This is a genomic window from Marinobacter mobilis (genome assembly GCF_900106945.1).
Classification (GTDB): Bacteria; Pseudomonadota; Gammaproteobacteria; order Pseudomonadales; family Oleiphilaceae; genus Marinobacter; species Marinobacter mobilis.
Genome location: NZ_FNNE01000006.1, coordinates 1 through 26,869 on the forward strand (window position 1 = coordinate 1; position 26,869 = coordinate 26,869).

Annotated in this window: 25 protein-coding genes; 18 read left to right on the forward strand and 7 right to left on the reverse strand. The window is 55.6% G+C overall.

The window, feature by feature from the left end:
* Positions 1 to 50 precede the first annotated feature (50 nt).
* The 12 genes from BLV11_RS10175 to BLV11_RS10225 all read left to right on the forward strand — a co-directional run bounded on the left by BLV11_RS10175 (position 51) and on the right by BLV11_RS10225 (position 13,951).
* Entirely contained in the window at positions 51 to 2,195 is a 2,145-nt protein-coding gene (locus BLV11_RS10175) for a type VI secretion system Vgr family protein (protein WP_091813277.1), read from the forward strand.
* A 26-nt stretch (positions 2,196 to 2,221) separates the two neighbouring features.
* Positions 2,222 to 3,064, forward strand: coding sequence for a DUF4123 domain-containing protein (locus BLV11_RS10180; protein ID WP_245725991.1), 843 nt, complete (start codon positions 2,222 to 2,224; stop codon positions 3,062 to 3,064).
* Positions 3,057 to 5,924 (forward strand): toxin VasX, encoded by a 2,868-nt coding sequence (locus BLV11_RS10185; RefSeq protein ID WP_091813283.1) that lies wholly within the window; start codon positions 3,057 to 3,059, stop codon positions 5,922 to 5,924. Before BLV11_RS10180 ends, BLV11_RS10185 begins: the two co-directional genes overlap by 8 nt.
* Positions 5,899 to 6,774 carry a hypothetical protein gene (locus BLV11_RS10190; protein ID WP_091813285.1) on the forward strand — a complete coding sequence of 292 codons (876 nt, stop codon included), beginning with the start codon at positions 5,899 to 5,901 and terminating at the stop codon, positions 6,772 to 6,774. Before BLV11_RS10185 ends, BLV11_RS10190 begins: the two co-directional genes overlap by 26 nt.
* A gap of 75 nt (positions 6,775 to 6,849) precedes the next feature.
* Positions 6,850 to 7,725 carry a hypothetical protein gene (locus BLV11_RS10195; protein ID WP_091813288.1) on the forward strand — a complete coding sequence of 292 codons (876 nt, stop codon included), beginning with the start codon at positions 6,850 to 6,852 and terminating at the stop codon, positions 7,723 to 7,725.
* A gap of 96 nt (positions 7,726 to 7,821) precedes the next feature.
* Positions 7,822 to 8,697, forward strand: a complete 876-nt coding sequence (locus tag BLV11_RS10200; RefSeq protein ID WP_091813293.1) for a hypothetical protein — start codon at positions 7,822 to 7,824, stop codon at positions 8,695 to 8,697.
* A gap of 96 nt (positions 8,698 to 8,793) precedes the next feature.
* On the forward strand, positions 8,794 to 9,669 hold the full coding sequence (locus BLV11_RS10205) for a hypothetical protein (protein WP_091813296.1): 876 nt from the start codon (positions 8,794 to 8,796) through the stop codon (positions 9,667 to 9,669).
* A 178-nt stretch (positions 9,670 to 9,847) separates the two neighbouring features.
* A complete protein-coding gene (locus BLV11_RS18320; protein WP_175528326.1) occupies positions 9,848 to 10,000 on the forward strand; it encodes a hypothetical protein in 153 nt (50 codons plus the stop codon).
* Positions 10,001 to 10,101: 101 nt separating this feature from the next.
* Positions 10,102 to 10,542 carry a lactoylglutathione lyase gene (gloA, locus tag BLV11_RS10210; protein WP_091813299.1) on the forward strand — a complete coding sequence of 147 codons (441 nt, stop codon included), beginning with the start codon at positions 10,102 to 10,104 and terminating at the stop codon, positions 10,540 to 10,542.
* Positions 10,543 to 10,623: 81 nt separating this feature from the next.
* Positions 10,624 to 12,024 (forward strand): mannose-1-phosphate guanylyltransferase/mannose-6-phosphate isomerase, encoded by a 1,401-nt coding sequence (locus BLV11_RS10215; RefSeq protein ID WP_091813303.1) that lies wholly within the window; start codon positions 10,624 to 10,626, stop codon positions 12,022 to 12,024.
* Between the two features lie 79 nt (positions 12,025 to 12,103).
* A complete protein-coding gene (locus tag BLV11_RS10220) occupies positions 12,104 to 13,498 on the forward strand; it encodes a hypothetical protein (protein WP_091813305.1) in 1,395 nt (464 codons plus the stop codon).
* 75 nt (positions 13,499 to 13,573) lie between these two features.
* On the forward strand, positions 13,574 to 13,951 hold the full coding sequence (locus BLV11_RS10225) for a hypothetical protein (RefSeq protein ID WP_091813309.1): 378 nt from the start codon (positions 13,574 to 13,576) through the stop codon (positions 13,949 to 13,951).
* A 67-nt stretch (positions 13,952 to 14,018) separates the two neighbouring features.
* Here BLV11_RS10225 and BLV11_RS18620 read toward each other — a convergent pair whose 3' ends face one another.
* The gene (locus tag BLV11_RS18620) at positions 14,019 to 14,555 is read right to left on the reverse strand and encodes a cold-shock protein (RefSeq protein WP_091813312.1); all 537 of its coding nucleotides are present in this window, start codon (positions 14,553 to 14,555) and stop codon (positions 14,019 to 14,021) included.
* A gap of 199 nt (positions 14,556 to 14,754) precedes the next feature.
* Between BLV11_RS18620 and BLV11_RS10235 the strand changes: the two genes are divergently transcribed.
* Complete coding sequence (locus BLV11_RS10235; protein WP_091813315.1) at positions 14,755 to 14,973, forward strand: SlyX family protein; 219 nt, start codon at positions 14,755 to 14,757, stop codon at positions 14,971 to 14,973.
* A 14-nt stretch (positions 14,974 to 14,987) separates the two neighbouring features.
* Here the strand turns inward: BLV11_RS10235 and dapE are convergent, their stop codons facing one another.
* From dapE to map, 6 genes are all read right to left on the reverse strand, one after another.
* A complete protein-coding gene (dapE, locus tag BLV11_RS10240) occupies positions 14,988 to 16,118 on the reverse strand; it encodes a succinyl-diaminopimelate desuccinylase (RefSeq protein WP_091813318.1) in 1,131 nt (376 codons plus the stop codon).
* A gap of 57 nt (positions 16,119 to 16,175) precedes the next feature.
* A complete protein-coding gene (gene dapD / locus BLV11_RS10245; RefSeq protein WP_091813321.1) occupies positions 16,176 to 17,204 on the reverse strand; it encodes a 2,3,4,5-tetrahydropyridine-2,6-dicarboxylate N-succinyltransferase in 1,029 nt (342 codons plus the stop codon).
* A gap of 116 nt (positions 17,205 to 17,320) precedes the next feature.
* Positions 17,321 to 17,665, reverse strand: coding sequence for an ArsC family reductase (locus tag BLV11_RS10250; RefSeq protein WP_091814085.1), 345 nt, complete (start codon positions 17,663 to 17,665; stop codon positions 17,321 to 17,323).
* Between the two features lie 49 nt (positions 17,666 to 17,714).
* Positions 17,715 to 18,911 carry a succinyldiaminopimelate transaminase gene (gene dapC / locus BLV11_RS10255; RefSeq protein ID WP_091813325.1) on the reverse strand — a complete coding sequence of 399 codons (1,197 nt, stop codon included), beginning with the start codon at positions 18,909 to 18,911 and terminating at the stop codon, positions 17,715 to 17,717.
* Complete coding sequence (locus tag BLV11_RS10260) at positions 18,908 to 21,553, reverse strand: [protein-PII] uridylyltransferase (protein WP_091813328.1); 2,646 nt, start codon at positions 21,551 to 21,553, stop codon at positions 18,908 to 18,910. Before BLV11_RS10260 ends, dapC begins: the two co-directional genes overlap by 4 nt.
* Entirely contained in the window at positions 21,554 to 22,324 is a 771-nt protein-coding gene (map, locus tag BLV11_RS10265; RefSeq protein WP_091813331.1) for a type I methionyl aminopeptidase, read from the reverse strand.
* A gap of 296 nt (positions 22,325 to 22,620) precedes the next feature.
* On the opposite strand from map, the gene rpsB reads away from it, so the two are divergent.
* The 5 genes from rpsB to uppS all read left to right on the forward strand — a co-directional run bounded on the left by rpsB (position 22,621) and on the right by uppS (position 26,862).
* Positions 22,621 to 23,367, forward strand: a complete 747-nt coding sequence (gene rpsB, locus BLV11_RS10270; protein WP_091813334.1) for a 30S ribosomal protein S2 — start codon at positions 22,621 to 22,623, stop codon at positions 23,365 to 23,367.
* Between the two features lie 203 nt (positions 23,368 to 23,570).
* Positions 23,571 to 24,440: a translation elongation factor Ts gene (tsf, locus tag BLV11_RS10275; protein ID WP_091813337.1), complete on the forward strand. Its 870-nt coding sequence runs from the start codon at positions 23,571 to 23,573 to the stop codon at positions 24,438 to 24,440.
* 212 nt (positions 24,441 to 24,652) lie between these two features.
* Entirely contained in the window at positions 24,653 to 25,384 is a 732-nt protein-coding gene (pyrH, locus tag BLV11_RS10280) for a UMP kinase (protein ID WP_091813341.1), read from the forward strand.
* 72 nt (positions 25,385 to 25,456) lie between these two features.
* Entirely contained in the window at positions 25,457 to 26,014 is a 558-nt protein-coding gene (frr, locus tag BLV11_RS10285; protein ID WP_091813344.1) for a ribosome recycling factor, read from the forward strand.
* A gap of 68 nt (positions 26,015 to 26,082) precedes the next feature.
* A complete protein-coding gene (uppS, locus tag BLV11_RS10290; RefSeq protein ID WP_091814088.1) occupies positions 26,083 to 26,862 on the forward strand; it encodes a polyprenyl diphosphate synthase in 780 nt (259 codons plus the stop codon).
* Positions 26,863 to 26,869: the final 7 nt, after the last annotated feature.

The following is a 26,869-nucleotide window of genomic DNA, read 5'->3' on the forward strand; positions in this document are numbered from 1 at the left end:
GGCTCAGGAAGAGCCCACACTCACAAGACGTCTCTTCAAGGATTGAAGATATGCCCGAGGCTCCCGCTTCCCCTCGTCCCCCGTCCGTGGGGCTGCAGTTTACTGTCCGTATAGGCGACCTGCCCGCCGACCTGTTGGCTGTCGTTGGTTTTGAATTCAGCGAGGCTCTGTCCTGTCTGTTCCGCGGCAAGCTGGCGTTGGCCAGTCCCGATCCTGCTTTAGGCCAGGCATCGGGCTCTGATGGGGAACAGGTTTCAAATCCGTCCCCCTCCCTGGATCAGATTCTCGAGCAACCGGTCGAACTCGCCATCTGGCAGGATGGCCAGCTGCTGCGTCGTTTTTCAGGCGTCGTCTCCGAATTCGCCCGCGGTGACAGCGGCCACCGCCGCACCTGTTACGAGGTGGTCGTAGAGCCGCCTTTGTGGCGCCTCGGGCTGATGCACAACAGCCGCATCTTCCAGACCCAGACCCCGGACGCGATTCTCAAAACCCTGCTGGAAGAGCGCGGCATCGTCGACACCGTGTTCGACCTCAAACGTTCGGCTCCGGAGCGGGAATACTGCGTTCAGCATCGGGAAAGCGATCTGGCCTTCCTCCAGCGCCTGGCCGCCGAAGAAGGCTGGCACTACCGTTTTGACCTCGACGCCGACAACCCGCCCCTGGTGATTTCGGACCATCACGGCGACGCCGTCACCCTGCCGCAGGCCACCTGCAACGCCACCGCCGGTGGTAGCACCCGGCAACCGGCGGTATTCCAGTTCAGCTACCGCGAACGGGTCCGCGCCGCGTCGGTGGTGATGAAAGACTACACCTTCAGGAACCCTGCCTACGCGCTGATGCACGAGAGCAACGCCGCCGGTATGGATCACCAGCGGGAGGATTACCAGCACTACGATTACCCTGGCCGCTTCAAGAATGACGCCCGTGGCCGCGCCTTCACCCAGGCCAAACTGGAGGCCCTGCGCAACGACGCCAGCGTGGCCAGTGGCCGCAGCAACCGCCCTGATTTTGCCGCTGGCGCCAGGCTGCCCCTGAGCAGCCACACCCAGGACGACCTCAACCGCGACTGGCTGATCACCCGGGTCGTCCACACCGGCAAACAGCCCCAGGCTTTGGAAGAGGCGGGGGGCAGCGAGCCAACCACCTACCACAATGCCTTCGAGGCCATTCCCGCGGATCGCAACTGGCGGCCACAGGGACTGGATCGACCGCTGATGGACGGCCCCCAGATCGCCCTCGTCACCGGCCCGGCCGGCGAAGAAATCCACTGCGACGAACACGGCCGGGTCAAAGTCCGCTTCCCCTGGGACCGCTACAGCCAGAATGACGAACACTCCAGTGCCTGGCTCAGAGTCAGCCAGGGCTGGGCCGGAGGGCAGTATGGCTTTATGGCGTTGCCACGGATCGGCCACGAAGTCATCGTCAGCTTTCTCGACGGTGACCCGGACCAGCCCATCATCACCGGTCGCACCTACCACGCCACCAACACGCCGCCCTATGCGTTGCCGGAGCACAAAACCCGAACGGTGCTGAAAACCCAGACCCACAAGGGCGAGGGCAGCAACGAGCTGCGGTTTGAAGACGAAGCCAATCAGGAACAGATCTACCTCCACGCCCAGAAAGACCTGGACCTGCTCACTGAAAATGATCGCACCGAGGTGGTCAAACACGACAGCCACCTGACGGTGGAGAACGAACGGATCAGCCACATCCAAGCCGACGATCACCTCACCGTGGACGGCGAACAACGGGTCAGCATCGGAGCCGACAGCAGCCAAACCATCGGCGGCAGCTATCACCAGAAAACCGCCCAAGCCACCCTCAGCGAAGCTGGCACCGAAGTGCACCACAAGGCCGGTGCCAAAGTGGTCCTGGACGCTGGCGCTGAACTCACCATCGTCGCTGGCGGCAGTTTCCTGAAACTCGACCCCAGCGGCGTTACCTTGTCTGGGCCGACCTTGAAGATTAACTCCGGCGGTGCGCCGGGAAGTGGAAGCGGGCAGGGGGTGAGTGGGCCGGTGTTGCCCTCGACATTGGGCGAAGCCAGTCCAACGGGTGATGGAGCAGAGAATCTCCCAGAGGTTTCGCAAAGGCCTATGGCTAGAGCCGACCAGATTCGAGCACTAAAAAATGCCGCGAATCAGGGGAAAGGGGTTTGCCAAATCTGCACCGGTCAAGCAGGGGGCTCAGCATAATGGCGTCGCTTCCACGACCCCAAAGCATGGGGGATAGCTTTATCCTGATCGATGGAGCGAAAGTAGACGCTTTGCCCCAGTATATTTATCGGGAGGAGGTGTCCCCCGAATGCGACGCGCTCTATCGGCGGACAGAATTGGAGTCTCTTGTTGAGATTTCTCCGTGGTTGGTGAAGGCAGAATTTGATGGGCCGATTTCCAGGAAGTGCTTTGTGGATTGGATGCACGATGGCGTGGCGATTGCGGTAACGTCGGAGGTTGGGTTCGATGCCTTGCTTGAACATTTCCGAAGTTTGTTGATTGCACACACAACCACTGGTGAAGACGCGATTTTCCGGTTTTACGATCCGGAAATCCTCAGGAGTCTATTGTCAGCTGGTGAATCAACTGATGATGTCAGGCGACTATTGGGACCGTGCAGCTCGGTTGCCATTCAGGATCGGGGCAATGGACGCTGGGAGTACTTCCAGAATGATGTACACCCGACAACTCATCTAACAGCATCGTTCGTTATCAGGGAAGAACACTTGGTTGCCATGGAACAGGGGGCCGAAAGAACCGCGTTAAGAAATCTGGAAGCGCACACGGCTACCTATTTCCCTCATCTTCTGAGTAACGGTGAAGACGAGCAGGAATCAGACAGCTCTATGGTGGCTCGGTTGATTAAAGCCGCCAATGGGAAAGAGCTGCGGAGTACAAGGGACATAGCTCTATTCATCAATACAATTGGCTGGCTTGGTGCAGATGCATTCGAGGATGTTGAAGTCAGCAATTTATGGCGTAGTGGTTCCGCGCAGCCAGGTAAGGCCATCGCACAAGTAGCGGAATACGCAGAGAGGAAGTCAATGGAGGGACTGAATCATGGGTAGTGCCAACAGCGCAGCATTCCTGCAGGGACGGGACGACATAAACTCTGCCGTGCAGGTGTGTCCCCTTCAGCAAAAAACGGTCGCGCTCTATCCGATTCGCTGGGCGATCAGTCAGGATGAAATCACTCTGCCTGACAACTTTTTCCCGCCTTCAGTACCTCTGGATAAAACGCACTATTGTTTGCGAAAACTGACCGCTGGGTGGGTCTATCTGTACTCAGATACATATGCCACGCTCCACGAATATCGGGTTGATGCGCAGGGCGCTATCGCTGAGGTGCTTCCGGGCAATCAGTGCGAACTATTGCCGGATGTTGATGCTGACTCCGCCTTACCCTGTATTCACCATCCAGCAACGGGCAAAGTTTTTTTGAAGTTTTCACCGCATAGGTGGACCGTTCGTTTGCAGGAACTTGTCCGGGTAGATGCTGCTGTCAGGGCAGGTTACATGCAGGCTTTCGAGTTGGATGGGCTTCCGGAAAACGGCCAGGGGGTGAACATTGCCGAAACCGAGATTGCGAACCAACTTATTGAAGATTTTCGCCCTGAGCCGATGGAATTCAACTGGAGTCTGACAGACTTCGCCCAAGGCATTGAAGAGCCCGACTTTAATGGTGTTTGCAAGAAGGCAACAGAGTTCTCCTACTGTGTGGCACTGGACGATGAGATAGGGATTACCTCCGAACTGGGGCAGCTGCATGCGCTGTATGTAAACCTGATTCAGAATCACGCCGAAGAGAATGCCTACGCCTACACCACGGCACAGATGGTGGATGCGCTGATCGCCCGGGAATCGGCGAAAGAAGAATCGGAAGACGACCGGAAAGAGGTTGCCGACAAGCTGAAAGAGCGCATTCGTTCCGCGGACAAGGATGCATTTGTTGCGCGTTACCACAAGAAGATTGAAGAGTATGACCTGGCCCGTGCCCAGGTATTTGACGACTGGAAGCAGTGGATTGACTCTGACCAACTGGCCAGTAAGTTGCAGTTCAACGACATTTACAGTGCCGATGGGTTCCAAGTGGTTGAGCAAGAACTTGCTGAGATCCTGGACGGCTATGTTTCAGCAGAAAAGGGCAAGGATGATGCCAAAAATTGGTTGGAGCCAGGTAACGAGTCCAGTGTAATTGGCACCGCATTGAAAAGTGTGTTGTTTCTGGTTTCCTCCACCAACAAAATCACCGAACAGCTGAAAGGCGTTCCTGGCTTTGATTACGGTAGCCTGAAAATCGTAGACAGCATGTACGACATGCCGGGGTATGTGACCGCCACTAAGGCCACAGACACCCTGCTGCTGGAGTTTGCTGCGCCGGCTGCGGATATGGGGGCCTGGGCAGCCAACCCTCAAACCCGGCCGCAGTGGAAAAAGTGGATCAAGCGTGTCTCGAAACGCTACCAGATCGATATCCATGAACATGGCATGACGCTGGACACCGCGACAGACCTGCTCCTGAAGGCTAATCGTGATGCTTTGGCGAGTGCCTCCGGCTACGATCTCACCGAACTCTCGATGACGCCCCTTGCCGCTGGAATGATGGAGGCCAATATCAGGAACCGCCTGCGCGAGAGCCTGATCGATGTGTTCCATCTTTATCCGGATCTCAGGGACAACCCTTTTGGATGGCTCCAGACCCGGCTTGATCCCGTCGTTGAAGGCATCAAACAGAACCGTACCAAATTCATTGGGGCTGTGACCTTCTTTCAGGCGTTTAACCTGGTGAGCTTGTTCAGCGGCCTGAAGGAGACCCAACAGGATGTCATGATGGCCGACCGCCAAGCCGCGCTCGATAAGTGGCTGCCGTTTATGGATGGCCTCTGGAATGTGGCTGAAGGGGTGGTCAACCTCAGTGGATTGCTGATCCGGTCGGAGTACGCCAAAGCTTTGGGGGTGGATTTGGCCGCGGCTGGGACTAGAGTGTCGGTAGCATTTAGTGGTGCTAGAGCACTTCAGATAACTGCTGGTTTCTCAAAATTCTTAGCAAGAGTGACTGTTAAGTTTCTTCCGTATGTTGGGCCACTACTTGCAATAGGCCTTGAAAGTAGGAGTGCATGGCGAGCGTGGCGTACGGACCATAGTGCGGCTGTGGCCCTGGCCGCTGTCCAAATAGGTTTGACCATTGGCATAGGTTACCTGACCGCTTTGGCGGTGGCGGGAACAGCGACTGTCGTTGGCGCCCCGGCTGTGCTTGTGGGGGCTGTATTAGTGGTGATTTCCATAACAGTTACTGCTATCCAGCTATACATCGCCCGCTCCCGAATTGAGGATTTCCTGTCGCAATCCTTTTGGGGTAATGCTCCCTATCTCCGTTACTGGGACGGCCAATCCAGGCCCAAGACGGTGGAGCTTCTAGAGACGAGTCAGGCGATTGTTTCTCCGGATAAAGGCGTAAATATTTGGGGCTACTTCGAGGCAGAGGTGGACGCGTTCTACTACCTGCTGTTCTCTCCGGTGGTGCGGATCACCAACTTTGTTGCCAGTCACTGGGAAACGACCCGACAGGGAGAGCTCAAAGTGCTGCCGGAAATTACCGGCTTCAAAGTGCACTTCCCCGGCTTCGATGAGGGAACCTGCATAATGTCCATCAAGCTCTACGAAGCCAGCCGGAATGTCTTCACCAGCAACGACGTGAATGACATTTCAGATGTGTTCGATGCGAGGCGAAAAGTTGAGGGCTCACCTCAGGGGGCGACGTATCGGTTCACGCACTACAACCATGATAAGTACGAGCAACTTGAACTGCTGATCGAATACGTAAAGGATGGCCGCAAAGTAACGGGGGATGATGGCTTGCGTATCATTCTGGATGGAAACGACGTAGAGGAGCTGAGCGTTGATGAGCGACTCACCTTTGAACTGTGATTTGCCAGTAACGGACATCGAGCAACAACTGGATAAGCGCTGGTATCGAACCCATGGTGAACGACTTGCTAGCCCTCCTGCGCGTAAAGTGGCGGGGGTGTCCGATTCTTCGGAAGAACAGGACTTCGGTGTTGCTTATATCAGTGACAAGTTTATAGACGTTCGCACGTTTTATATGATTTTTCGACGAGGTCAGCTGATATTTATAAATCTTTTCATGATGGCGGCCTTATCCATTATGTGGGTCATTGGCCAGTTCTATTACGGGGTTTTTACGGCATCCGCAGCCTTGTTTGTACCCTTGTGGGCAGCGGTATACTTGTTCGAGGTTTTTGCGCCGCTTACGTTGCCGGTGCGGATCGACCGGCAGGAAGGCTTCGTATATGTGGGACATCGCGGCACCTTCTACCGAATACCCTGGGAGGAACTGGAGGTGAGTTTTTCCCACAATTTGCAGTACCTCGGTTCTGGTGTGATGTGGGAGCGACAGTATTATTCTCACCTCTATCTGCGCGAAAAATATTACTTTTGCGGAAAAGCACCTAAACGAGCGCTATATCGCAGAAAAATCTCTTCCACGTTTAATGAAGAGATGATGTATCAGCGATGGAACTTTATAGTTAGATACTATAACGAAGGGGTCAGTGAGCATGATCTTGATATTCTTGCTACAGCCAATTATGACTCTTATATAAAGGCAGTTGGGTTTAAGTCATTGAGAGTTTTTCTAATAGATCATTTTTTCTTTGTGGTTTTTATGCCGACGATGATTTGGTGGAAGTTTAGCCCCTTCAAGTATAAATGGCCAAAGGAAATCGAAGCCGTTTTTGGGCAGATTAACTACTACTGACCTAAGGAAACACCTCAGCTCCATGGCAGACGGTGCGTCTTCTGGATGGAAATGACGTAGAGGAACTGGGCGTAGATGAGCGACTCACCTTTGAACTGTGATTTGCCAGTAACTGATATTGAGCAGCAACTGGAAAAACGCTGGTATCGCACCCACGGCGAACGGCTTGCTAGCCCACCAGCTCGTAAGGTGGTTGGGGTGTCTGATTCATCTGAGGATCAGGACTATGGCGTTGCTTATATTTGTGGCCGCTTCTTGGATATTAGAACTGCCTTCTCAGGTTTTCGTCGAGCCCAACTACTATTCATAAACTTGTTCATGATGGCCCTCCTTTTACTAGTGTGGGTTGTCGATGTTTTATTTTCCGGGAAGGCCCTTCAGGCAACGGCGACTTTTTTGGTGCCGATGTGGGGGGCGGTCTACCTGTTTGAGATTTTCTTCCCGCTCACGCTGCCAGTGCGGATCGACCGGCAGGAGGGGGTCGTGTATGTCGGGCATCGGGGTACATTCTATCGGATACCTTGGGAGGAAATGGAGGTGAGCTTTTCTCACAACTTGCAGTATCTGGGCTCCGGTGTGATGTGGGAGCGACAGTACTATTCCCATATTTACTTACGGGAGAAATATTATTTTTGCGGGAAAGTCCCAAAAAGCTCTCTTCTGCGAAAGAAGATCTCTTCTACATTTAATGAAGAAATGATGTATCAGCGCTGGAACTTCATTGTTAGATATTTTAACGATGGGGTCACAGTTGACGACGAGGGGCATCTATATGGGGCAAACCTTGACTCATATAATAGATATATGGCTGATGAGCCGCGGCAACGCTTTATTGGATATGCGCTATTCAGTGTTTTTTTGCCAGCTATGTTTTGGTGGAAGATAAGTCCGTTTAAGTACAAATGGCCCAGGGAAATTGAATCCATATTTGGTAAGAACAACTATTACTGATCCGCGGAGTCCTTTCTGGTCCCTGCTGTTGGGATGGCTAAACCTTCACGGGACTCGTTGTTCTTGATGGAAACGACGTAGAGGAGCTGGGCGTCGATGAGCGACTCACCTTTGAACTGTGATTTTCCGGTAACGGACATCGAACAACAACTGGAAAAACGTTGGTACCGCACCCATGGTGAGCGGCTTGCCAGTCCCCCTGCGCGAAAAGTGCCGGGGGTGTCCGATTCGTCAGATAAGGTAAGTTATGGCGTAGCCTACATCAGTGGCCGAATAGTGGATATTAGGACAGCCTTCTTGATTTTTCGACGGGGTATGCTCCCCATTATCAATTTGTTTATGGTCGTTGCACTTTCCATCATGTGGGTGATAGGTCAGTTCTACTACGGGGTGTTCATAGCATCTGCGGCGCTGTTTGTGCCTCTTTGGGTAGCAGTCTATCTGTTTGAAATCTTCGTTCCACTGACCCTACCAGTAAGAATCGACCGACAGGAGGACTTCGTGTACGTTGGGCACAGGGGGACTTTCTACCGAATACCGTGGGGCGAGCTGGAGGTGAGCTTTTCTCACAATCTACAGTATCTGGGATCTGGCGTGATGTGGGAGCGACAGTACTATTCCCATCTTTATCTACGCGATAAATATTACTTTTGTGGAAAGGCACCTAAAAGAAGCCTGCAGCGCAAGAGGATCTCTTCCACGTTTAATGAAAAACTGATGTATCAGAAATGGAATTTTATCGTTAGGTATTACGTCAAAGGGATGGTTGGTGAGGACGTTTCTAAATTATCCAAAATTAATTATGACTCATGCATAGCCACCGCGAATATTAAATCTACCAAGGATTGGCTTGTTGAGCACTTTTTCATGACAGTATTTATGCCAACAATTATTTGGGCGAAGATCTCTCCATTCAAGTACAAATGGCCGAGAGAAATAGAAGCCATATTTGGTAAGAACAACTATTACTGATCAACAGAATACATACTGCTCCCAGCTGCTTGAGCGGTTAAACGTTCTCGGGGCTTCTCGTTCTGCATGGAAATGCCATAAAGGAGCTGGGCGTCGATGAGCGACTCACCTTTGAACTGTGATTTGCCAGTAACTGATATTGAGCAACAACTGGAAAAACGTTGGTACCGCACCCATGGTGAGCGGCTTGCCAGTCCCCCTGCGCGAAAAGTGGCGGGGGTGTCCGATTCCTCCGAAGAACAGGATTTTGGTGTTGCCTATATCAGTAACCGATTTATGGACGTTCGCACGCTTTATATGATTTTTCGACGTTTTCAGTTGGTGGCCATAAATCTGTTCATGATAGCGGCCCTATCCATTATGTGGGTGATTGGCCAGTTCTATTACGGGGTTTTTACGGCATCCGCAGCGTTGTTTGTACCCCTGTGGGCAGCGGTATACTTGTTCGAGGTTTTTGCGCCGCTTACGTTACCGGTGCGGATAGACCGGCAAGAAGGCGTCGTGTATGTCGGGCACCGGGGCACCTTCTACCGAATACCTTGGGATGAGCTGGAGGTGAGTTTTTCCCACAATTTGCAGTACCTCGGTTCTGGTGTGATGTGGGAGCGACAGTATTACTCTCACCTCTACCTGCGCGACAAGTATTACTTTTGCGGGAAGGCTCCTAAAGGAGCGCTACAGAGGAAGAAGATCTCGTCCACGTTTAATGAAGAGATGATGTATCAAAGATGGAACTTTATTGTGAAGTACGTCAATGAAGGGCTAACTAAGCAAGAAATCGATGACCTTGTCGGTGTGAATTTCGATGCGTACAAAAACTATTTGAGCTCAAAATCTCTAGGGCGACGAATTCTCAGTTATTCGATTTTCTTGATTTTGATGCCAACGATGTTTTGGTGGAAGGTGAGCCCATTCAAGTACAAATGGCCCAAGGAAGTCGAAGCCGTTTTTGGGAAGATTAACTACTACTGACACTAAGGAAACACCTCAGCTCCATGGTAGACGGTGCGTCATCCCGGATGGAAACGACGCAGAGGAGCTGGGTGTCGATGAGTGTTGATCGAATACGTGAAGGATGGCCGAAAAGTTACGGGGAATGATGGCTCGCGTATCATCCCGGATGGAAACGACGTAGAGGAGCTGGGCGTAGATGAGCGACTCTCCTTTGAACTGTGATTTGCCGGTAACGGACATCGAGCAACAACTGGAAAAACGCTGGTATCGAACCCATGGCGAACGACTTGCCAGTCCCCCCGCGCGGAAGGTGGCTGGTGTGTCCGACTACTCGGAAGACCTGAGCTAAGGTGTCGCTTATTTCAGCGACCGATTTATGGGATGGTTACAGAAGCACCGGCTGGGTTATGGTAATCGTGTGTGCAGAACAGCCTCAAAGGAACAACCACCATGCAATACCTCCACACTATGGTCCGTGTTCACGACCTGGAAAAGTCCCTGCATTTTTATTGTGATCTGCTGGGATTGAAAGAAATCAGTCGCAAGGACAGCGAAAAGGGCCGCTTTACGCTCGTGTTTCTGGCGGCGCCGGGGGATGAAGCCCGGGCGCGGGAAGACAGGGCACCGATGATTGAGCTGACCTACAACTGGGATACCGAGGAGTACACCGGGGGGCGGAACTTTGGCCACCTGGCCTATCGGGTGGACGATATTTACTCCCTTTGTGAGCACTTGAAGAGCAATGGGGTCGTCATCAATCGGCCGCCCCGTGACGGCTATATGGCGTTTGTGCGTTCACCGGATGGCATATCCATTGAGTTGCTGCAGAAAGGCGATGCCCTGGCGCCGAAAGAGCTCTGGGTCAGTATGGAAAACACGGGTTCCTGGTGACCGCCATGGGGCCGGGTGCACGGGTATTCACGCCTGCTTTGATATAGACTTTCAAAGACACATAGATTCCAAGGACGAACCATGCTCGCAGTTATTCTTTCCGGTGGCTCCGGAACCCGGCTCTGGCCGCTGTCCCGTGAAGCCTATCCCAAGCAGTTTCTCCCGGTTGTTTCAGAAGACTCGCTGCTGGCAGAAACGATTCAGCGAGGGTTGATGCTGGAGGACGATCTGCGGGTACTGGCAATCACCAATGAGGACCACCGCTTTGTCGTTGCGGCACAGTTGCAGGTACAGGCACCCACTCGCACAGACGGTATCATTCTGGAGCCGGTGGGACGCAATACAGCGCCGGCCATAGCGCTGGCGGCATTGGCTGCGAGTGACCCGGAAGAGCTTCTGCTGGTGATGCCCTCCGATCATGTACTCAAGGATATCGAGGCCTTTCGGGTGGCGGTCAGAAAGGGAGCTGAAGCGGCCCGCAAGGGCAAGCTGGTCACCTTCGGCATCGTGCCGTCGGCGCCGCACACGGGCTACGGCTATATCCGGACCGGTGAAGATCTGGGTGGGTATTCCGAGGTGGCCGCATTTGTTGAGAAACCTGACGAAGCAACGGCCAGGCAGTATCTCAATGAGGGCGGCTATCTCTGGAACAGCGGCATGTTCCTCTTCCGTGCGGATCGCTACCTTGAAGAGCTGGCGGAACACCAGCCCGATATGCTGGCGGCCTGTAAGGCGGCCTGGGCTGAAAAACAGGACGATCTGGACTTTACTCGGGTAGGGCGTGAGGGTTTTGAGGCCTGCCCGGATGACTCTATCGACTATGCCGTGATGGAGAAAACCGGCGATGCGGTGGTGATTCCTCTGGATGCCGGTTGGTCGGATGTCGGGTCCTGGTCTGCACTGCAGGATATCCTGCCTCAGGATGAGCATGGCAATGTCTGCCGTGGTGATGTCATTGTTGAGGATGTTTCCGGATCCTATATTCATGCCGACAGCCGGCTGGTGGCGGTTCTTGGTGTTGAGGATCATGTCATTGTCGAAACGGATGATGTGGTTCTGGTTGCCGACCGCTCCCGGGTGCAGGATGTCAAAAAGCTGGTGGCGAAGGTCAAGGCTCAGGGGCGCCTGGAACACCGTTTTCACAAGAAAGTCCATCGCCCCTGGGGGACTTACGAAGGCGTGGCTATGGGGGAGCGGTTCCAGGTCAAGCGGATTACCGTAAACCCGGGAGCATCGCTGTCGCTTCAGAAGCATCATCATCGGGCCGAACACTGGGTCGTGGTTAAGGGCACGGCCAGTGTCCATCGTGGAGAAGAAACCCTGCTGTTGACCGAGGACCAGTCCACCTATATTCCACTTGGTGTGACTCATCGCCTGAGCAACCCCGGGGTGATTCCTCTGGAACTGGTCGAGGTGCAGACCGGCAGCTATCTGGGTGAAGATGATATCGTCCGCTTTGAAGATACCTATCACCGTACCTAGGGAGGGTCAGGATGACCGCCCAAGCGTTCTAATGTGCCCTTCGGGCAGCGATATATAGACCCGCAAAAAGGAGTTTGCGATGGAAGACTGGCAAGGATGCCTGAGTCCCTCCTGTCAGCTGGCGCTGGTCAATGCCCGGCAAAGTGTTGAAAACCGCAGTGGTTGCGCGATTACTGCAGAAGATTTCCTGTTGGCGCTTCTTGACGCCGAACCCCGTCTGCTAACCACGCTGAAAGCTCATGGGGTAGAGCAGGATGAACTCATCCGAACGATTCAATGCGAACAGCCCATTGTTTCAACTCTGGCTGGCGAAGGGCTGTTGTCGTCACAGCTGGTGTATTGGTTTGCTCTTGCCCGGGAGCGGACAGAGGCTGCCTGGCTCGACTGGCCGTTACTGATGAAGGTGCTGGTCCAGGGCGCTGAGCGTCTTCAGGGTAAGGCCTATGTCGCTGTACTGGAGCAGGTGGGTGACTGGGGTCCGGATGTGTCTGGTGTTGGAAATCTGGTCTCCGCTTCCGCATCAGCAACGATCTCTCCGGTTGTGGTTACAGACACCGATTGGCTTTACCTGGCCCAGGATATGGTTGTTGCCATGATGGCGTCCCCGCAATCCGTGTTCTGGCTGTCGGGAAACCGGGGGACGGGTAAGACGTCCTGGCTGCACTCGCTCTTGCCAATGCTGCCGTGGGGTCATATCTGCGTGGACCTGCGCCGGGAAACCGAAGTTATGGCATCCCGGGATCCCCTGATGCCGGTTTGCGGTTCCGGCGAAACGCCTGCATTGATACTGGACAGCATATCGCCCGGGCAACTCGCAGACTTTCTGGATCGGGACGGTCATCTTGCACGGGAGCTGGTGCCTGATTTTCCCGGCCCGGTTTTGTTGCTGGGGCACAGCACCGGCAATGACGGGCAGGCCTGTGAAGACCTGGCCTGTCGCTTGGGACGGCCAGTTGAGCACTATTGTCTGCCGGGTGTTACGGCCCGCCAGTTGCTTGCGGTTGCTGTTGCTCACCAGTCCCGGATTGAAAAGCGTTGGCAGGTGGAGCTGAGTCCGGGGGCGGTCAAATGCGCTGCGCGCCTTGCCGCCTGGAATGAACTGGGTCCCGGCAGAATGTTGGCGCAGTTGGAACGAGCTGCGGTACGAGTGGTGCTGTATGCAGAGCAGGGGCCACTGGAAAGCTTGAGCATTGCTGATGAGGAGCGTTCATTGAGGCGTCAGTTGCTGGTGGCGATGGCCCGACACCATGAGTTGGGTACATTGGAGCATGCGCTGCAAGAGCTGTCGCTGCAGCGGGCGGCCTCGGAAGTTGGCTGGCATGAGCGGAAAGCCGCAGGTAACTTGCGCCGGGTGTTGATGGATGATGTGGTTGCGGAGATGGCGCGATCTTTGGCGGCGGTGCAGCCCGGTTCGGTCACCACCCAGCTGGCACTGGTAAAACCGGCGGCCGGTCACGAGCCGATGACCGGTTAAAAAGGGGGCAGTGCTTGCAGGGCAACGAACTCCGCGTCACTATTGGGCCAACCTAATGTAACAGGAGAGACTGGGGTGCAAGACCTCGAAATCTACGTCCGGGATCTGGAACCGGGGCAATTGAACCGCTGGCTTTGTCAGCACCTCGATAGCCTGCAGCTCGACGATACCGTAACCGATGGCGATGCCTTCAAGGGTGAGGGATATGTCCGGAATAGCATGGTCAGGGTAAGTGTCTACCCCAAGGCTAACGGGAAACGTTATGCCTGCGTGGTTCTGGAAGGTGCTGAGCTACCCTGGAATGACGACCTGGACTGTGCACGAAGTGCCTGGCGGGCCCTGGATAATGAAGTCCGCTGCAGCCCGGGTGGCTGGAAAGAGGGCGACTCGGTTGAAGAGGATAAGTGGTGGCGGATTGACCCGCGTGGCGAGATGCTGGTGGTCTGGAACTGAGTGGAACACAGGGCTTTAAGGACATGCTGCGGGAACGATCGGTGCCGTTCCCGCAGCATGAGGATAATCAGTCGCTCAGGATGGACACATTGTCGGCCTGCAGGCCTTTGTCTGCGTCTACCACGCTGAACCGGACCAGCTGGCCCTGGCGAAGAACGCGACGGCCGCGACCGCGGATGGCGCGGAAGTGGACAAACACCTCATCGCCATTGCTGCGAACGATAAAACCAAACCCTTTCTTGACGTTGAACCATTTCACGGTGCCTTCTTCGTCACCTTCCGGGCCTTCTGCTTCGTAGTCACCTTCATCGTCGTAGCTGTCAGCGGAACTGCGGCGGCTGCTGGCGCGTGATGGCTGGCGCTGAACCAGGGCTACGGTCAGGAAACCTGCCAGACCGAACAGGACAAAACTGATGACATAGGCGGCGATGCCCTGAGCACTACCCAGAACGAACGGGGTGCTGCTGGCAAGCTCGCTGGAACCGGACTGAGAAAGAATCTGGAATACCTCAGGGGCGAATGTCAGCAGGGCAAATGCGAGTACAAAGGGCGCAGGAATTGCGATCAGGACGGCAAGAAGGATCGCTTTGGCTGGATTACGCATTGACGCAAGAATCTCCATTAATCAGATACTAACCAAAAAAACCGGCAATCACGTAAAATGGCCATGCCGGCAAGTGAAAACAGCCAGAAAACGCCAAAGCAGGACGTACTGGCTGGAAAAGCGGCATGATAACAGATATCCATGACGGCCCCCAAAGGCCGTCCCCGAATAATCCCATTTCCAGAAGTGGATCACAGCCATGAACACAGAACGGCTTGAAGAGCGCCTGGCGGAACTTGAAACCCGCCTGGCTTTTCAGGATGACCTGATCAATACCCTAAGCGAGCAGGTAGCGCGGCAAGAGCTGGATATCCGTGAACTCTGGGATGCCAAGCGTCACTTGCACAGCCAGCTCAAGGCGCTGTCACCGTCGAACATCAAGATGGAGCACGAAGAAACGCCGCCACCCCATTATTGAGTGGCGGCGCAGGGTCAGGCGAGCAGTTCGATCAGGATCTGCTCGTAAATCCGAGAGATGGTATCGAGGTCATCAACGCTGACGCACTCGTTCACTTTGTGAATGGTGGCGTTGAGCGGGCCCAGTTCAACAACCTGAGCGCCCGTCGGGGCAATGAAACGGCCGTCGGAGGTGCCTCCGGACGTGGACAGCTCGGTGTCCTTACCGGTGACCTGGCGAATGGCGTTCTGACTCGCAGTCACCAGCGCACCCCGGTCAGTGAGGAAGGGGCGGCCACTCAGATTCCACTCCAGATCGTACTTCAGGCTATGCCGGTCGAGAATTTCCGACACCCGTTCCGCCAGTGACTCGGCGGTATTCTCTGTGCAGTAACGGAAGTTGAAGTGCACCAGCAGCTCGCCGGGAATGATATTGCTGCCGGTTCCTGCCTCGATTTTGGTGATCTGGAACGTGGTTGGCGGGAAAAACTCGTTGCCACTGTCCCAGTGTTCCCTTGCAAGATCATCCAGTGCCGGAGCTGCAATGTGAACGGGGTTCTCAGCCAGGTGAGGGTAAGCGACGTGGCCCTGAATGCCGTGCACTGTCAGGTAGCCGTGGAGTGAACCGCGGCGGCCATTCTTGATAATGTCCCCGGCCCACTCAGTGCTTGAGGGTTCGCCAATCAGGCACCAGTCGATCTTTTCGTGGCGGGCTTCCAGTGTTTCGACAACCTTGACGGTACCATGCTTGGCCGGGCCTTCTTCATCGCTGGTGATCAGCAGGGCAATGGAGCCCCGGTGGTCCGGGTAGGCCGCCACGAAACGCTCGCAGGCGGTGACGAAGGCGGCCAGGCTGCCTTTCATATCCGCGGCGCCCCGGCCATGCAGCAGGCCGTCTTTGATCACGGCATCAAACGGGGCAATATCCCAGTTTTTCTCGGGGCCGGTCGGAACCACATCGGTATGGCCAGCGAAGGCCAGTACCGGGCCGTCCGTGCCCTTGCGGGCCCACAGGTTATCGGTGTCGCCAAAACGCATGGCTTCACCGGTAAATCCCAAAGGAGCGAGGCGGGCCATCATCAGGTCCTGACAACCGGCATCGTCGGGGGTGACGGAAGGGCGGCGGATCAGCTCCTGGGCGAATTCAATCGTGGGCGAATATGTCATGTGTCAGCCTGTTGCTTGGTAGAACGGGGCGCACAGCGCCCCGGGGTGCGGCAAGGATCAGTTGTTGGCGTGCAGTTCTTCGTTCAGCTCAATGGCTGATTTGTTGGTCTTGCACTCAACGGCTCCGGTCTGGCTATTGCGGCGGAACAGCAGGTCAGGTTTGCCGGCCAGGTCGCGGGCCTTCACAGTGTCCACCAGCTGGTTGTTATCGTCGAGCAGAGCAACCTTTGAGCCGGAGGTGATGTACAGGCCGGCTTCAACGGTGCAGCGGTCGCCGAGAGGGATGCCGATGCCAGCGTTGGCGCCAATCAGGCAGTTTTCGCCGACGGAGATGATAATGTTACCGCCACCAGACAGGGTGCCCATGGTGGAACAGCCGCCGCCGAGATCAGAGCCCTTGCCAATCATCACGCCCGCAGAAATCCGGCCTTCTACCATGGAGGTGCCTTCGGTACCTGCGTTGAAGTTGATAAAGCCTTCGTGCATGACGGTAGTGCCTTCACCCACATAGGCGCCCAGGCGTACACGGGCGGTGTCGGCAATACGTACGCCGGCCGGAACCACGTAGTCGGTCATCTGCGGGAACTTGTCCACGGATTTGACTTCCAGGGTGCGGCCTTCAATTCGGGCCTGCAGTTGGCGCTGGGGCAGTTCGCTGAGGTCGATGGCACCTTCGTTGGTCCAGGCCAGGTTCGGCAGCAGGCCAAAAATGCCATCGAGCTTGAGGCCGTGCGGCTTGACCAGGCGGTGTGAGATCAGGTGCAGCTTCAGGTAGACCTCGGGCGTGCTGGCAGAGGTATCGTCGCTCTCCAGAAGGGTGACCACAACCGGGCGTGTGCTTTTCGAGGCCAGCTCTGCGAGCTTGGCCTGGTCTTTGTGGTCGGTGGACCACAGTGCTTCTTCCAGAGCATTGAGGTCGTCGAGGCCGACCGTCAGGGCCTGGTTGCCACCCTGGTAGCCCAGGATGTCACGGGCGCACTGGAGCAGTTCAGGTGCCGGGTTCAATACTGGCTGCTGGTAGTAGACTTCCAGCCACTCGCCCTGAGTGTTCTGGGTGCCGATGCCGATTCCGAAAGCGAAGCTCATGTAAGGGTGCTCCTAGATCTGTATGGTTGTCTGTCGGGCACGGCAGGATTGCCGTGCCCGTTGAATGGATTGAGTTCCCGGCCAGTACCGGGCTGGCCTGTTGATCCTGACGCGGATCAGCGGCCGAAATTTGCGCTCCAGTCGTCGGCGTTGAAGCCGACGCTGAGCTGACCGCCATGCTCCACCACCGGTCGTTTGATGATCGATGGATTGTCGAGCATGACCTTATGGGCGGATTGGGCGTCAATGTTATCACGAACGTCATCCGGCAGTTTTCGCCACGTGGTGCCACGTTTGTTCAGCAGAACTTCCCAGCCCAGCTGCTCCTCCCAGCGCCTGAGCAGGGCGTCGTCCAGCCCCTCTTTTTTGAAGTCGTGGAATTCATGGGTAATGTTCGCATCATCCAGCCACTTACGTGCTTTCTTGACGGTGTCGCAGTTCTTGATGCCGTAGAGTTTCATGGTCATTCTTAGTATCGGTTGTCGTGGGTATCCGGCAGGTGCGGTGGATCTACCGGTTTTTCAGGTAGGTGACAATACGTTCAGCAGCTTCAACGCATTCCTCAAGGGGCGCAACCAGCGCCATGCGAATGCGGTTTTCGCCAGGATTGTAGCCGTTGACCGTACGTGACAGGTAGCGTCCGGGCAGTACGTTGACGTTCTGGGTGGCGGAAAGCTCCAGGGCGAAGGTCTCATCGCTGAACCCGGTTCGAGGCCACAGATAGAAGCCAGCGTCCGGATAGTCTACGTCCATTACCTGCCGCAGGATGGGGACCACCGCTTCGAACTTGGCGCGATAGGCCGCCCGGTTTTCGCGCACGTGGTCCTCGTCACGCCAGGCGGCAATGCTGGCCAGCTGATGTTGGATGGGCATGGCGCAACCGTGGTAGGTGCGGTAACGCAGGTAATCGCGAAGGATCGTGGCGTCGCCGGCGACAAAGCCAGAACGCAGTCCGGGCAGGTTGCTGCGTTTCGACAGACTGTGGAATACCACACAGCGCGCGAAGTCGTGACGGCCGATGGCCGCGCAGGTCTGCAGCAAACCCTCCGGTGGCTGGTTTTCGTCTGGATAGAGTTCGGAGTAGCACTCGTCAGAGGCAACTATGAAATCGTGCCGGTCGGCCAGCTCGATCACCTTGGTCAGGGTGTCCCGTGACACCACTGCGCCACTGGGGTTGCCAGGCGAGCATAGGAACAGGATCTGGCAATCTTCCCAGACCGCGTCGGGCACCTGATCGAAATCAGGAATGAACCCGTTGCTGTCATCGCAAGGCAGGTAATGGGGTTCGGCTCCTGCGAGAATCGCGGCGCCTTCGTAGATCTGGTAGAACGGGTTGGGGCTGACCACTTTGGCTGAAGGGCGGCGTTCCACCACCGATTGCACCAATGAAAAAATCCCTTCCCGGGTACCGTTGACCGGAACGATATGCTGATCCGCTGTCAGTGTGCCTGGCTTCAGCTCGAATCGCCGGGTTGCCCAATCAGCAATGGCCTCCCTCAGCTCATCCAGCCCTTTGGTGGTCGGGTAGTTGGCGAGCTTGTCGAGGTTGTCCGCGATGACCTGCTTGACGAACTCCGGAGCCGGGTGCTTGGGTTCACCAATGCCCAGGGAGATCGGCGGCAGATCTGCCGGTAGTTCGATGCCTGCTTTGAGCTTGGTCAGCTTTTCAAACGGATAGGGGTGAAGCAGGGAAAGGTTGGGGTTCATTGGCTATCGTCCAGCATGTTGCATAGGTCTTTCTGGAGGCTTTCGCAGATTTGCGGATCGCAAATCGGATTCCCGGTTTCATCGGTGACGAAAAACACGTCTTCCACTCTCTCGCCAAGGGTGGCAATTTTGGCGTTAGTCAGGCGAACCCGGTGTTCAAGGAATACCTGCCCTATGCGCGCCAGAAGTCCGGGGCGGTCAGGTGTGACGACTTCGACCACCGTTCGTTGATTGATGGTGTCGTTGGAGAAGGTCACTTCTGTCGGGAATGCGAAGTGTTTGAGTTTGCGCGGCGTCCGGCGGTGGATAATGTCCGGGTAATCTTCCGGATCATCCAGTTCCTCGATCAGGCGCTTGCGCACCCGTTCTTTTCGGGCAGGATCAATGCCCAGCGGGTGGCCTTTCTCGTCCAGCACCACATAGGAACTGATGGAGTAGGGGCCATCGCCACAACTGATACGAGCATCCGCGATGTTAAGGTTCAGTTGTTCCAGCACGGCGGTGGTTGCCGCAAACAGGGCAACCCGATCCTTCATGTAAATGGTGATCTGGGAGTAGCCTTCACTGGGGCCGCCACGGGTATCGCGGATCAGCACCAGTGGGTCAGGGTTGTCGCCGTGCTTGATAATTTCTGCGGTCTGCCAGGCGATGTCCACCGTCGAATCCTGCAGGAAATAGTCACCCTCCAGATTTCGCCAGATGTTATCAATCTGCTTGTTTGAGTAATTCTGCGCGCGCAGCATCTCACGGGCTTCGGTCTGGGTTGCCCGTATCCATTCCTTTCTGTTGACCGGGTTTTCGCTGCCGCGGCCGAGGGCCCGTTTGGCCTCAATGTAGAGTTGACGCAGCAGGGACGCCCGCCAGGTGTTCCACAGGCTGGGGTTGGTGGCGCTGATGTCACATACGGTCATGACGTAGAGGTAGTCCAGATGTACGTCACTCGGCAGCGCCCGGGCGAACCCGTTGATAATATCCGGGTCAGAGATGTCCTTGCGCTGTGCGGTCATCGACATCAGCAGGTGATTCTCAACCAGCCAGGAGATCAGCTGAGTATCACGGTCGCTGAGATGGTGGCGGCGGCAGAAAGCCTCGGCATCAATCGCACCCAGTTCAGAGTGGTCGCCACCTCGTCCCTTGGCGACGTCGTGGTAGAGGCCGGCAATGTAGAGATTTTCGACTTTGGGCAGGCGGTGGATCAGTCGTGATGCCAGGGGGAACTCAGAGCGAGCCTCGGGGCCGTAGAGCCGAACCATATTGCGGATCACCCCGAGGGTGTGGGCATCGACGGTGTAAATGTGGAACAGGTCATGCTGCATCTGGCCGATGATCTGCCCAAACTCCGGGAGGTAACGGCCCAGCACATTGTATTTCTTCATCGACGACAGCGTGCAGTGCAGCTTGTGGGGCGTGCGCAGCAGTTCCATGAAGAGGCTCGTCACCGCAAGGTCTGAGCGGAAGGCATCGTCAATGAGATGGCGATGCGCCCGTATCGAGCGGATAGTGGTGGCCCGGATGCCAAGGATGTCGGGGTGCTGTGCCATCAGTACGAAAATTTCCATGATGGCATAGGGGGCGTAGGCGAAGACCTGATTGTTGACGGCTTCGATGTAATGATTGCGAATCTGGAAGCGCTTGTTGAGGGGCTGAATGAGCTCCTTGCCTTCGGTATCCAGAATCGCTTCATCGTAGTACTGGAGAATAACGTCGGTGAGCTCGACCAGTGCGAGGACGGTGCGGTAATAGGCCTGCATCATCAGTTCGACGCCCAGGCGCTTGCCTTCGTCGTGGTAACCGAGCATCTGGGCGAGCGCGCGCTGGTGATCAAACAGCAGACGGTTCTCATTGCGGTCCGCAATCAGCTGAAGACCATATCGCAGTTGCCAGAGAAACGTTTCGCCTTCAACTAGGATCCGGTATTCCTCTTCGGTCAGGATGCTGAACCGGGTGAGGTCGGCAATACTTTCGATGCCAAAGTGGCGCTTGGTTATCCAACCGATGGTCTGAATGTCCCTTAGCGCGCCGGGTGAGCCCTTAACGTTGGGCTCAAGGTTGTACTCGGTGTCGCCATACTTGTGATGCCTTTCCTGCTGCTCTTCCCGCTTGGCGATAAAGTAGCTACGGTCTGAGCTGATCTCGTCGGAATAGACAGCGTCGCTGAGTTCTGCCCGCAGAGCGTCCGGGCCGGCAATGGTCCTGGTTTCCAGCAGGTTGGTGAGGATGGTGACATCTTCCCGCGCCGCCTGTTTGCTTTCATCCAGACTGCGGACGCTGTGGCCGATATCAAGGCGGAGATCCCACAGCAGGGTAATAAAGGCGCCGAGATCGTCCTGCCAGGATTCTTCGACGCCGTTCCGCGTAAGGATCAGCAGGTCAATATCGGAGTGTGGGTGGAGCTCGCCGCGGCCATAGCCACCTACGGCAATCAGCGCGATGTCGTCAGACCCGGCAAACGGGTAGCGAGACCAGATGAGCTGAAGTACCTCGTCAATGGTATTGGCCCGTGCGTGAACAAGTTCGCGTACACCCGCACCTTGGCGGAATGCCTCCGCATCGGCCACATAGCGGAGTTGCAGCAGTTCCCGGGCAGCCAGAATTGGCGAAAGGTCTTCCTTGATTCGGCGTTTCAGCTCAGGAGTATCCACCTAGAAAGACTCTTCCGCTCGCTTGGTGAGCACCTCGCAGCCATCCGCGGTTACCAGCAGGGTGTGCTCCCACTGGGCAGACAGTTTGTGATCCTTGGTGACGACCGTCCAGCCGTCGGGTAGCAGTTTGGTCTGGTACTTGCCCTGGTTGATCATTGGCTCAATGGTAAAGGTCATGCCTTCCTGAAGTTCCATGCCGGTACCTGGTTTGCCGTAGTGCATGACCTGGGGCTCTTCGTGGAAGACCTTGCCAATACCGTGGCCGCAGTAATCGCGAACCACCGAGTAACGATGTTTCTCGGCGTACTGCTGAATCACGTGGCCGATGTCGCCGAGGCGGGCTCCTGGTTTAACCAGCTCGATACCTTTATACAGGCAATCCTGGGTGACCTGGATCAGCCGTTCGGTTCCGGGCTTGGGCTTGCCGACAATAAACATCTTGCTGGTGTCGCCATGGTACTCATCCTTGATCACGGTGACGTCAATATTGATGATGTCGCCGTCCTTGAGGATTTTCTTGTCCGAGGGAATGCCGTGGCAGATCACGTGGTTGACCGAGGTGCACACCGATTTCGGGAATCCCTTGTAGTTCAGCGGTGCGGGAATGGCCTTCTGAACATTAACGATGTAGTCGTGACAGATGCGGTCAAGTTCTTCAGTAGAAACGCCCGGCTTGACGTGCTCGCCGATCATCTCAAGGACTTCGGCCGCCAGTCGGCCTGCAACCCTCATCTTTTCAATTTCTTCCGGAGTCTTGATCGTTACCTGCATTGGGGATCCCGTTGGTGTGAATCAAACGGCCATTTTAAAGGTGAGGGGCCGGTTGGTACAAGGTGATTGCCGAATCCGCCGGCTTGGAACCGGGAAAGAGGAGGGGGAGGCGAAGGGAAAAACAGATGGCGTTTTCGCGTCGGTTTATGGTATAAACGCGCCCGCTGGAAACAAATCCGGCAAATTCGCACACGCGTCGGCACGTTGTCCCAGGGTGCCTGCTTCTTATTAGATAAGAGGCTGGTTGGGGCAATCGGACGTGTGGAGGACTAACCCGAAGCTACAAGGTAAATATCATGGCTCAGGTAAATATGCGTGACCTGCTGAAAGCAGGTGCTCACTTTGGTCACCAGACCCGTTACTGGAACCCGAAAATGGGTAAATACATTTTCGGTGCCCGCAACAAGATTCATATCATCAACCTGGAGCAGACTGTTCCGGCCATGAACGATGCGCTGAAGTTTGTTCAGCAGCTCGCAGAAGGCAAGAACAAGGTTCTGTTCGTAGGTACCAAGCGCGCCGCTTCCAAGATCATCAAGGAAGAAGCTCAGCGCTCTGGTCAGCCGTACGTTAACCACCGCTGGTTGGGTGGCATGCTGACCAACTACAAGACCATTCGTCAGTCTATCCGTCGCTACCGTGAACTGGAAGCCCAGAGCAAAGACGGTACTTTCGACAAGCTGACCAAGAAAGAAGCTCTCGAGCGTACCCGTGAAATGGACAAGCTGGAGCGCAGCATCGGCGGTATCAAGGACATGGGCGGCCTGCCGGACGCACTGTTCGTTATCGACGTTGACCACGAGCGCATCGCTATCAAAGAAGCCAATAAGCTGGGCATCCCTGTTATTGGTGTTGTCGATACCAACTCCGATCCTGACGGCGTTGACTACGTAATTCCAGGCAACGACGACGCGATTCGCGCCATCCAGATTTACGTGAAGTCTGTTGCTGACACCTGCCTTGAAGGTGGCCAGGCTGGCGGTGCTGACGAGTTCGTTGAGGTTAGCGAAAGCGCCGAAGGCGAAGCACCAGCCGCCGAGTAAACATCTGGCGTCATATGCTGATCATGTTTCAGTGTTTGAATGTGGGGGCTGAGGGGCTGAACTCTGAGTCCCCCTTTCTTTAAGCGCCTGAGGCGTGGCAGATCAGCCAGTCAGCAGAGCCTGGTGTCTGCTGGCAAAGCGAAAACAAGTGTGCCGGCCCTATGGGGCGGAACCCCAGAATTCTGATATTAAGAGGACTGAACATGGCTGCTATTACCGCTGCAATGGTCAAAGAACTGCGTGAGCGTACCGGTCTTGGCATGATGGAGTGCAAGAAGGCGCTGGTCGAAGCTGGTGGCGACGTTGATGCTGCTATCGAGGAACTGCGTAAGTCTTCCGGCCTGAAAGCCGCGAAGAAAGCCGGTCGTACCGCTGCTGAGGGTGTGTCCCTGGTAAAGGTGTCTGACGACAACACTGTGGCTTTCATCCTGGAAGTAAACTCCGAGACTGACTTCGTTGCCCGTGATGACAACTTCATGGCTTTTGCCGCTGATGTGCTGGACGCTGCGTTCGCCAAGGGCGAAACCGACGTTGCCGCTCTGATGGCTGGCGAGCTGGAAGGCAAGCGTGAAGCCCTGGTTCAGAAAATCGGCGAAAACATCACTGTGCGTCGTGTGGTCAAGGTTGAAGGTCCGGTTGTTGGTGGCTATGTCCACAGCAACAACAAGATCGCTTCTGTTGTCGCTCTGTCTGCCGGTACGCCTGAGCTGGCCCGTGACATTGCCATGCACGCTGCGGCCGTTAACCCGCGCGTAGGCAAGCCGGAAGAGATGCCTGCTGAAGAGCTGGAAAAAGAAAAGGAAATCATCAAGGCCCAGCCAGATATGGAAGGCAAGCCTGCTGAAATCATCGAGAAGATGATGGGCGGCCGTATCCAGAAGTTCCTGAAAGAGAACAGCCTGGTTGAGCAGCCGTTCGTTAAGAACCCGGACCAGACCGTTGGTCAGCTGATCAAGGCTGCTGGCGGTGAGCTGGTTGGTTTTGTTCGCCTGGAAGTGGGCGAAGGTATTGAGAAAGAGGAAGTGGATTTTGCTGCTGAGGTTGCTGCTGCAGCCGGCACTGGCAAGGCCTGATTCCTGTTCAGTCCCCGGCATTCGCTGAATGCCAGGGGGCTACCTGTCTGCCACGTTGGTTGGGGAAACCCGGCCCTCGTGGCGGGCTTGTATCTGAGATACCCCTTTTTAAAGAGGTATGTCAGATGCAAGCCCGATGGGGTGAGTGGGCCGTAACAGGCCTGACCTCTTTGGGGTACAGTTCAGCCAGTATACCGATATAGGGGATCATCATGCCGACGTCTTCAAAAAGCCAGCCGAGATACAAGCGTGTTCTGCTCAAGCTCAGTGGTGAAGCACTGATGGGGGAACTCGATTTTGGTATTGATCCCAAGGTCCTTGATCGAATGGCGCTTGAAATTGGCGCCCTCGTTGGGATTGGGGTGCAGGTTGGATTGGTTATTGGCGGTGGCAACCTGTTCCGCGGGGCTGCTCTCAGTGCTGCCGGCATGGATCGGGTCACCGGTGATCATATGGGGATGTTGGCCACCGTTATGAATGGCCTGGCGATGCGTGATGCTCTGGAACGCTCCAATATCCGCACCCGGGTCATGTCTGCAATCCCCATGAGTGGTATTGTTGAGCATTATGACCGTCGTCGTGCCGTCCGTGACCTGAAAGATGGCGATGTCGTGATCTTCTGCGCGGGCACCGGTAACCCCTTCTTCACCACTGATTCCTCTGCCTGCCTGCGCGGTATTGAGATTGAAGCGGATGCCGTGTTGAAGGCAACCAAGGTAGATGGTGTCTATTCTGCGGACCCGATGCTCGACCCGACCGCGGAGAAGTACGATCATCTCACCTATGATGAAGTACTGGACAAGAAACTTGGGGTAATGGATTTGACGGCCATTTGCCTGGCTCGTGACCATGACATGCCCCTGCGAATTTTCGACATGAACCAGCCAGGTGTATTGACTCGCATTGTTACCGGCGAACCGGAAGGTACGCTTGTTCATCCGTAGTACGGGCTTGTCAGTAGTGCCGGGCCATCAGTGATAACGGTTCAGTAAAGTCAACGAATTGAGGATGCTGCAGTGATAAACGAAATCAAATCCGATGCCGAAAAGCGCATGAAAAAGAGCCTGGAAGCTCTGGGCTCCGCGTTCAACAAGATCCGTACCGGTCGCGCCCATCCGGCGATCCTGGATAGCGTCATGGTGAATTACTACGGCCAGGATACCCCGCTAAAGCAGGTGGCGGCGGTCAACGTTGAAGACAGCCGGACACTGGTGGTAGCGCCTTGGGAAAAGAACCTGACGCCGACCATCGAGAAGGCCATCATGAGTTCCGACCTTGGCCTGAATCCGTCAACTAACGGCGATGTGATTCGTGTTCCCATGCCGATGCTGACCGAGGAAACCCGTCGCGAAATGGTCAAGCAGGCCAAGGCTGATGCAGAGCATGGCCGTGTTTCCGTTCGTAATGCTCGTCGTGATGCGAATAACGACCTCAAGGAGCTGCTGAAGGAAAAGGAAATCAGCGAAGACGACCAGCGCCGGGGTGAAGACGAGATCCAGAAGCTGACGGATCGCTACATCGCTGAAGTCGATAAGATGCTCAAGGCCAAGGAAGAGGACCTGATGGAGGTATAACCTCCATTCCAGGTAGCATTAACTGAATGCCGGCAGGTCAGGAAAGTGCCTGTCGGCCAGGGGAAAGCATGTCGGAAAGTGTAACCGCTGAGATTCCTGTCTTGGCCAGTCAGAGTCCCCGCCATGTTGCCATTATCATGGATGGCAACAACCGCTGGGCCAAGGCGCACAAGCTCAAGGGTGTGGCAGGGCACAAGGCCGGGGTAAAAGCGGTCAAGGCTGTTGTTGAAACCTGCGCCAGGGAAGGTGTGGAAGTGCTGACCCTGTTTGCGTTCTCCAGTGAAAACTGGCGCCGGCCGGCGGAGGAAGTCTCCGCGCTGATGCGCCTGTTCCTGTTCGCTCTTGAACGGGAAGTCAAAAAGCTGCACCGCAATAATATCCGCCTGAGGATTATCGGTGACCGTTCAGCGTTCAGCCCGGTGCTCCAGGAGCATATGGCCCGGGCGGAGGAACTGACTCGCGATAACACCCTGATGACTCTGGTTATCGCTGCCAACTACGGCGGACACTGGGATATTACTCAGGCGACCCGGAAGGTTGCGGAGCAGGTTCGCAATGGCGAGCTTGAGCCTTCTGATATTTCCGATGATCTGATCCAGCAGCACCTGTCGATTGGTGACCTGCCAATGCCGGATTTGATGATTCGCACTGCCGGCGAGCAGCGCATCAGCAACTTCCTGCTTTGGCATCTGGCCTATACAGAATTTTACTTTTCTGACGTTTTCTGGCCCGATTTCCTCGCCGACGAGATGTTGAACGCCTTAGCCGCCTACTCTCAGCGCCAGCGCCGTTTTGGCCAAACCGACGATCAGTTGGCTGCGGCCAAGATTGATAACAACGAACAATAAGCGAACC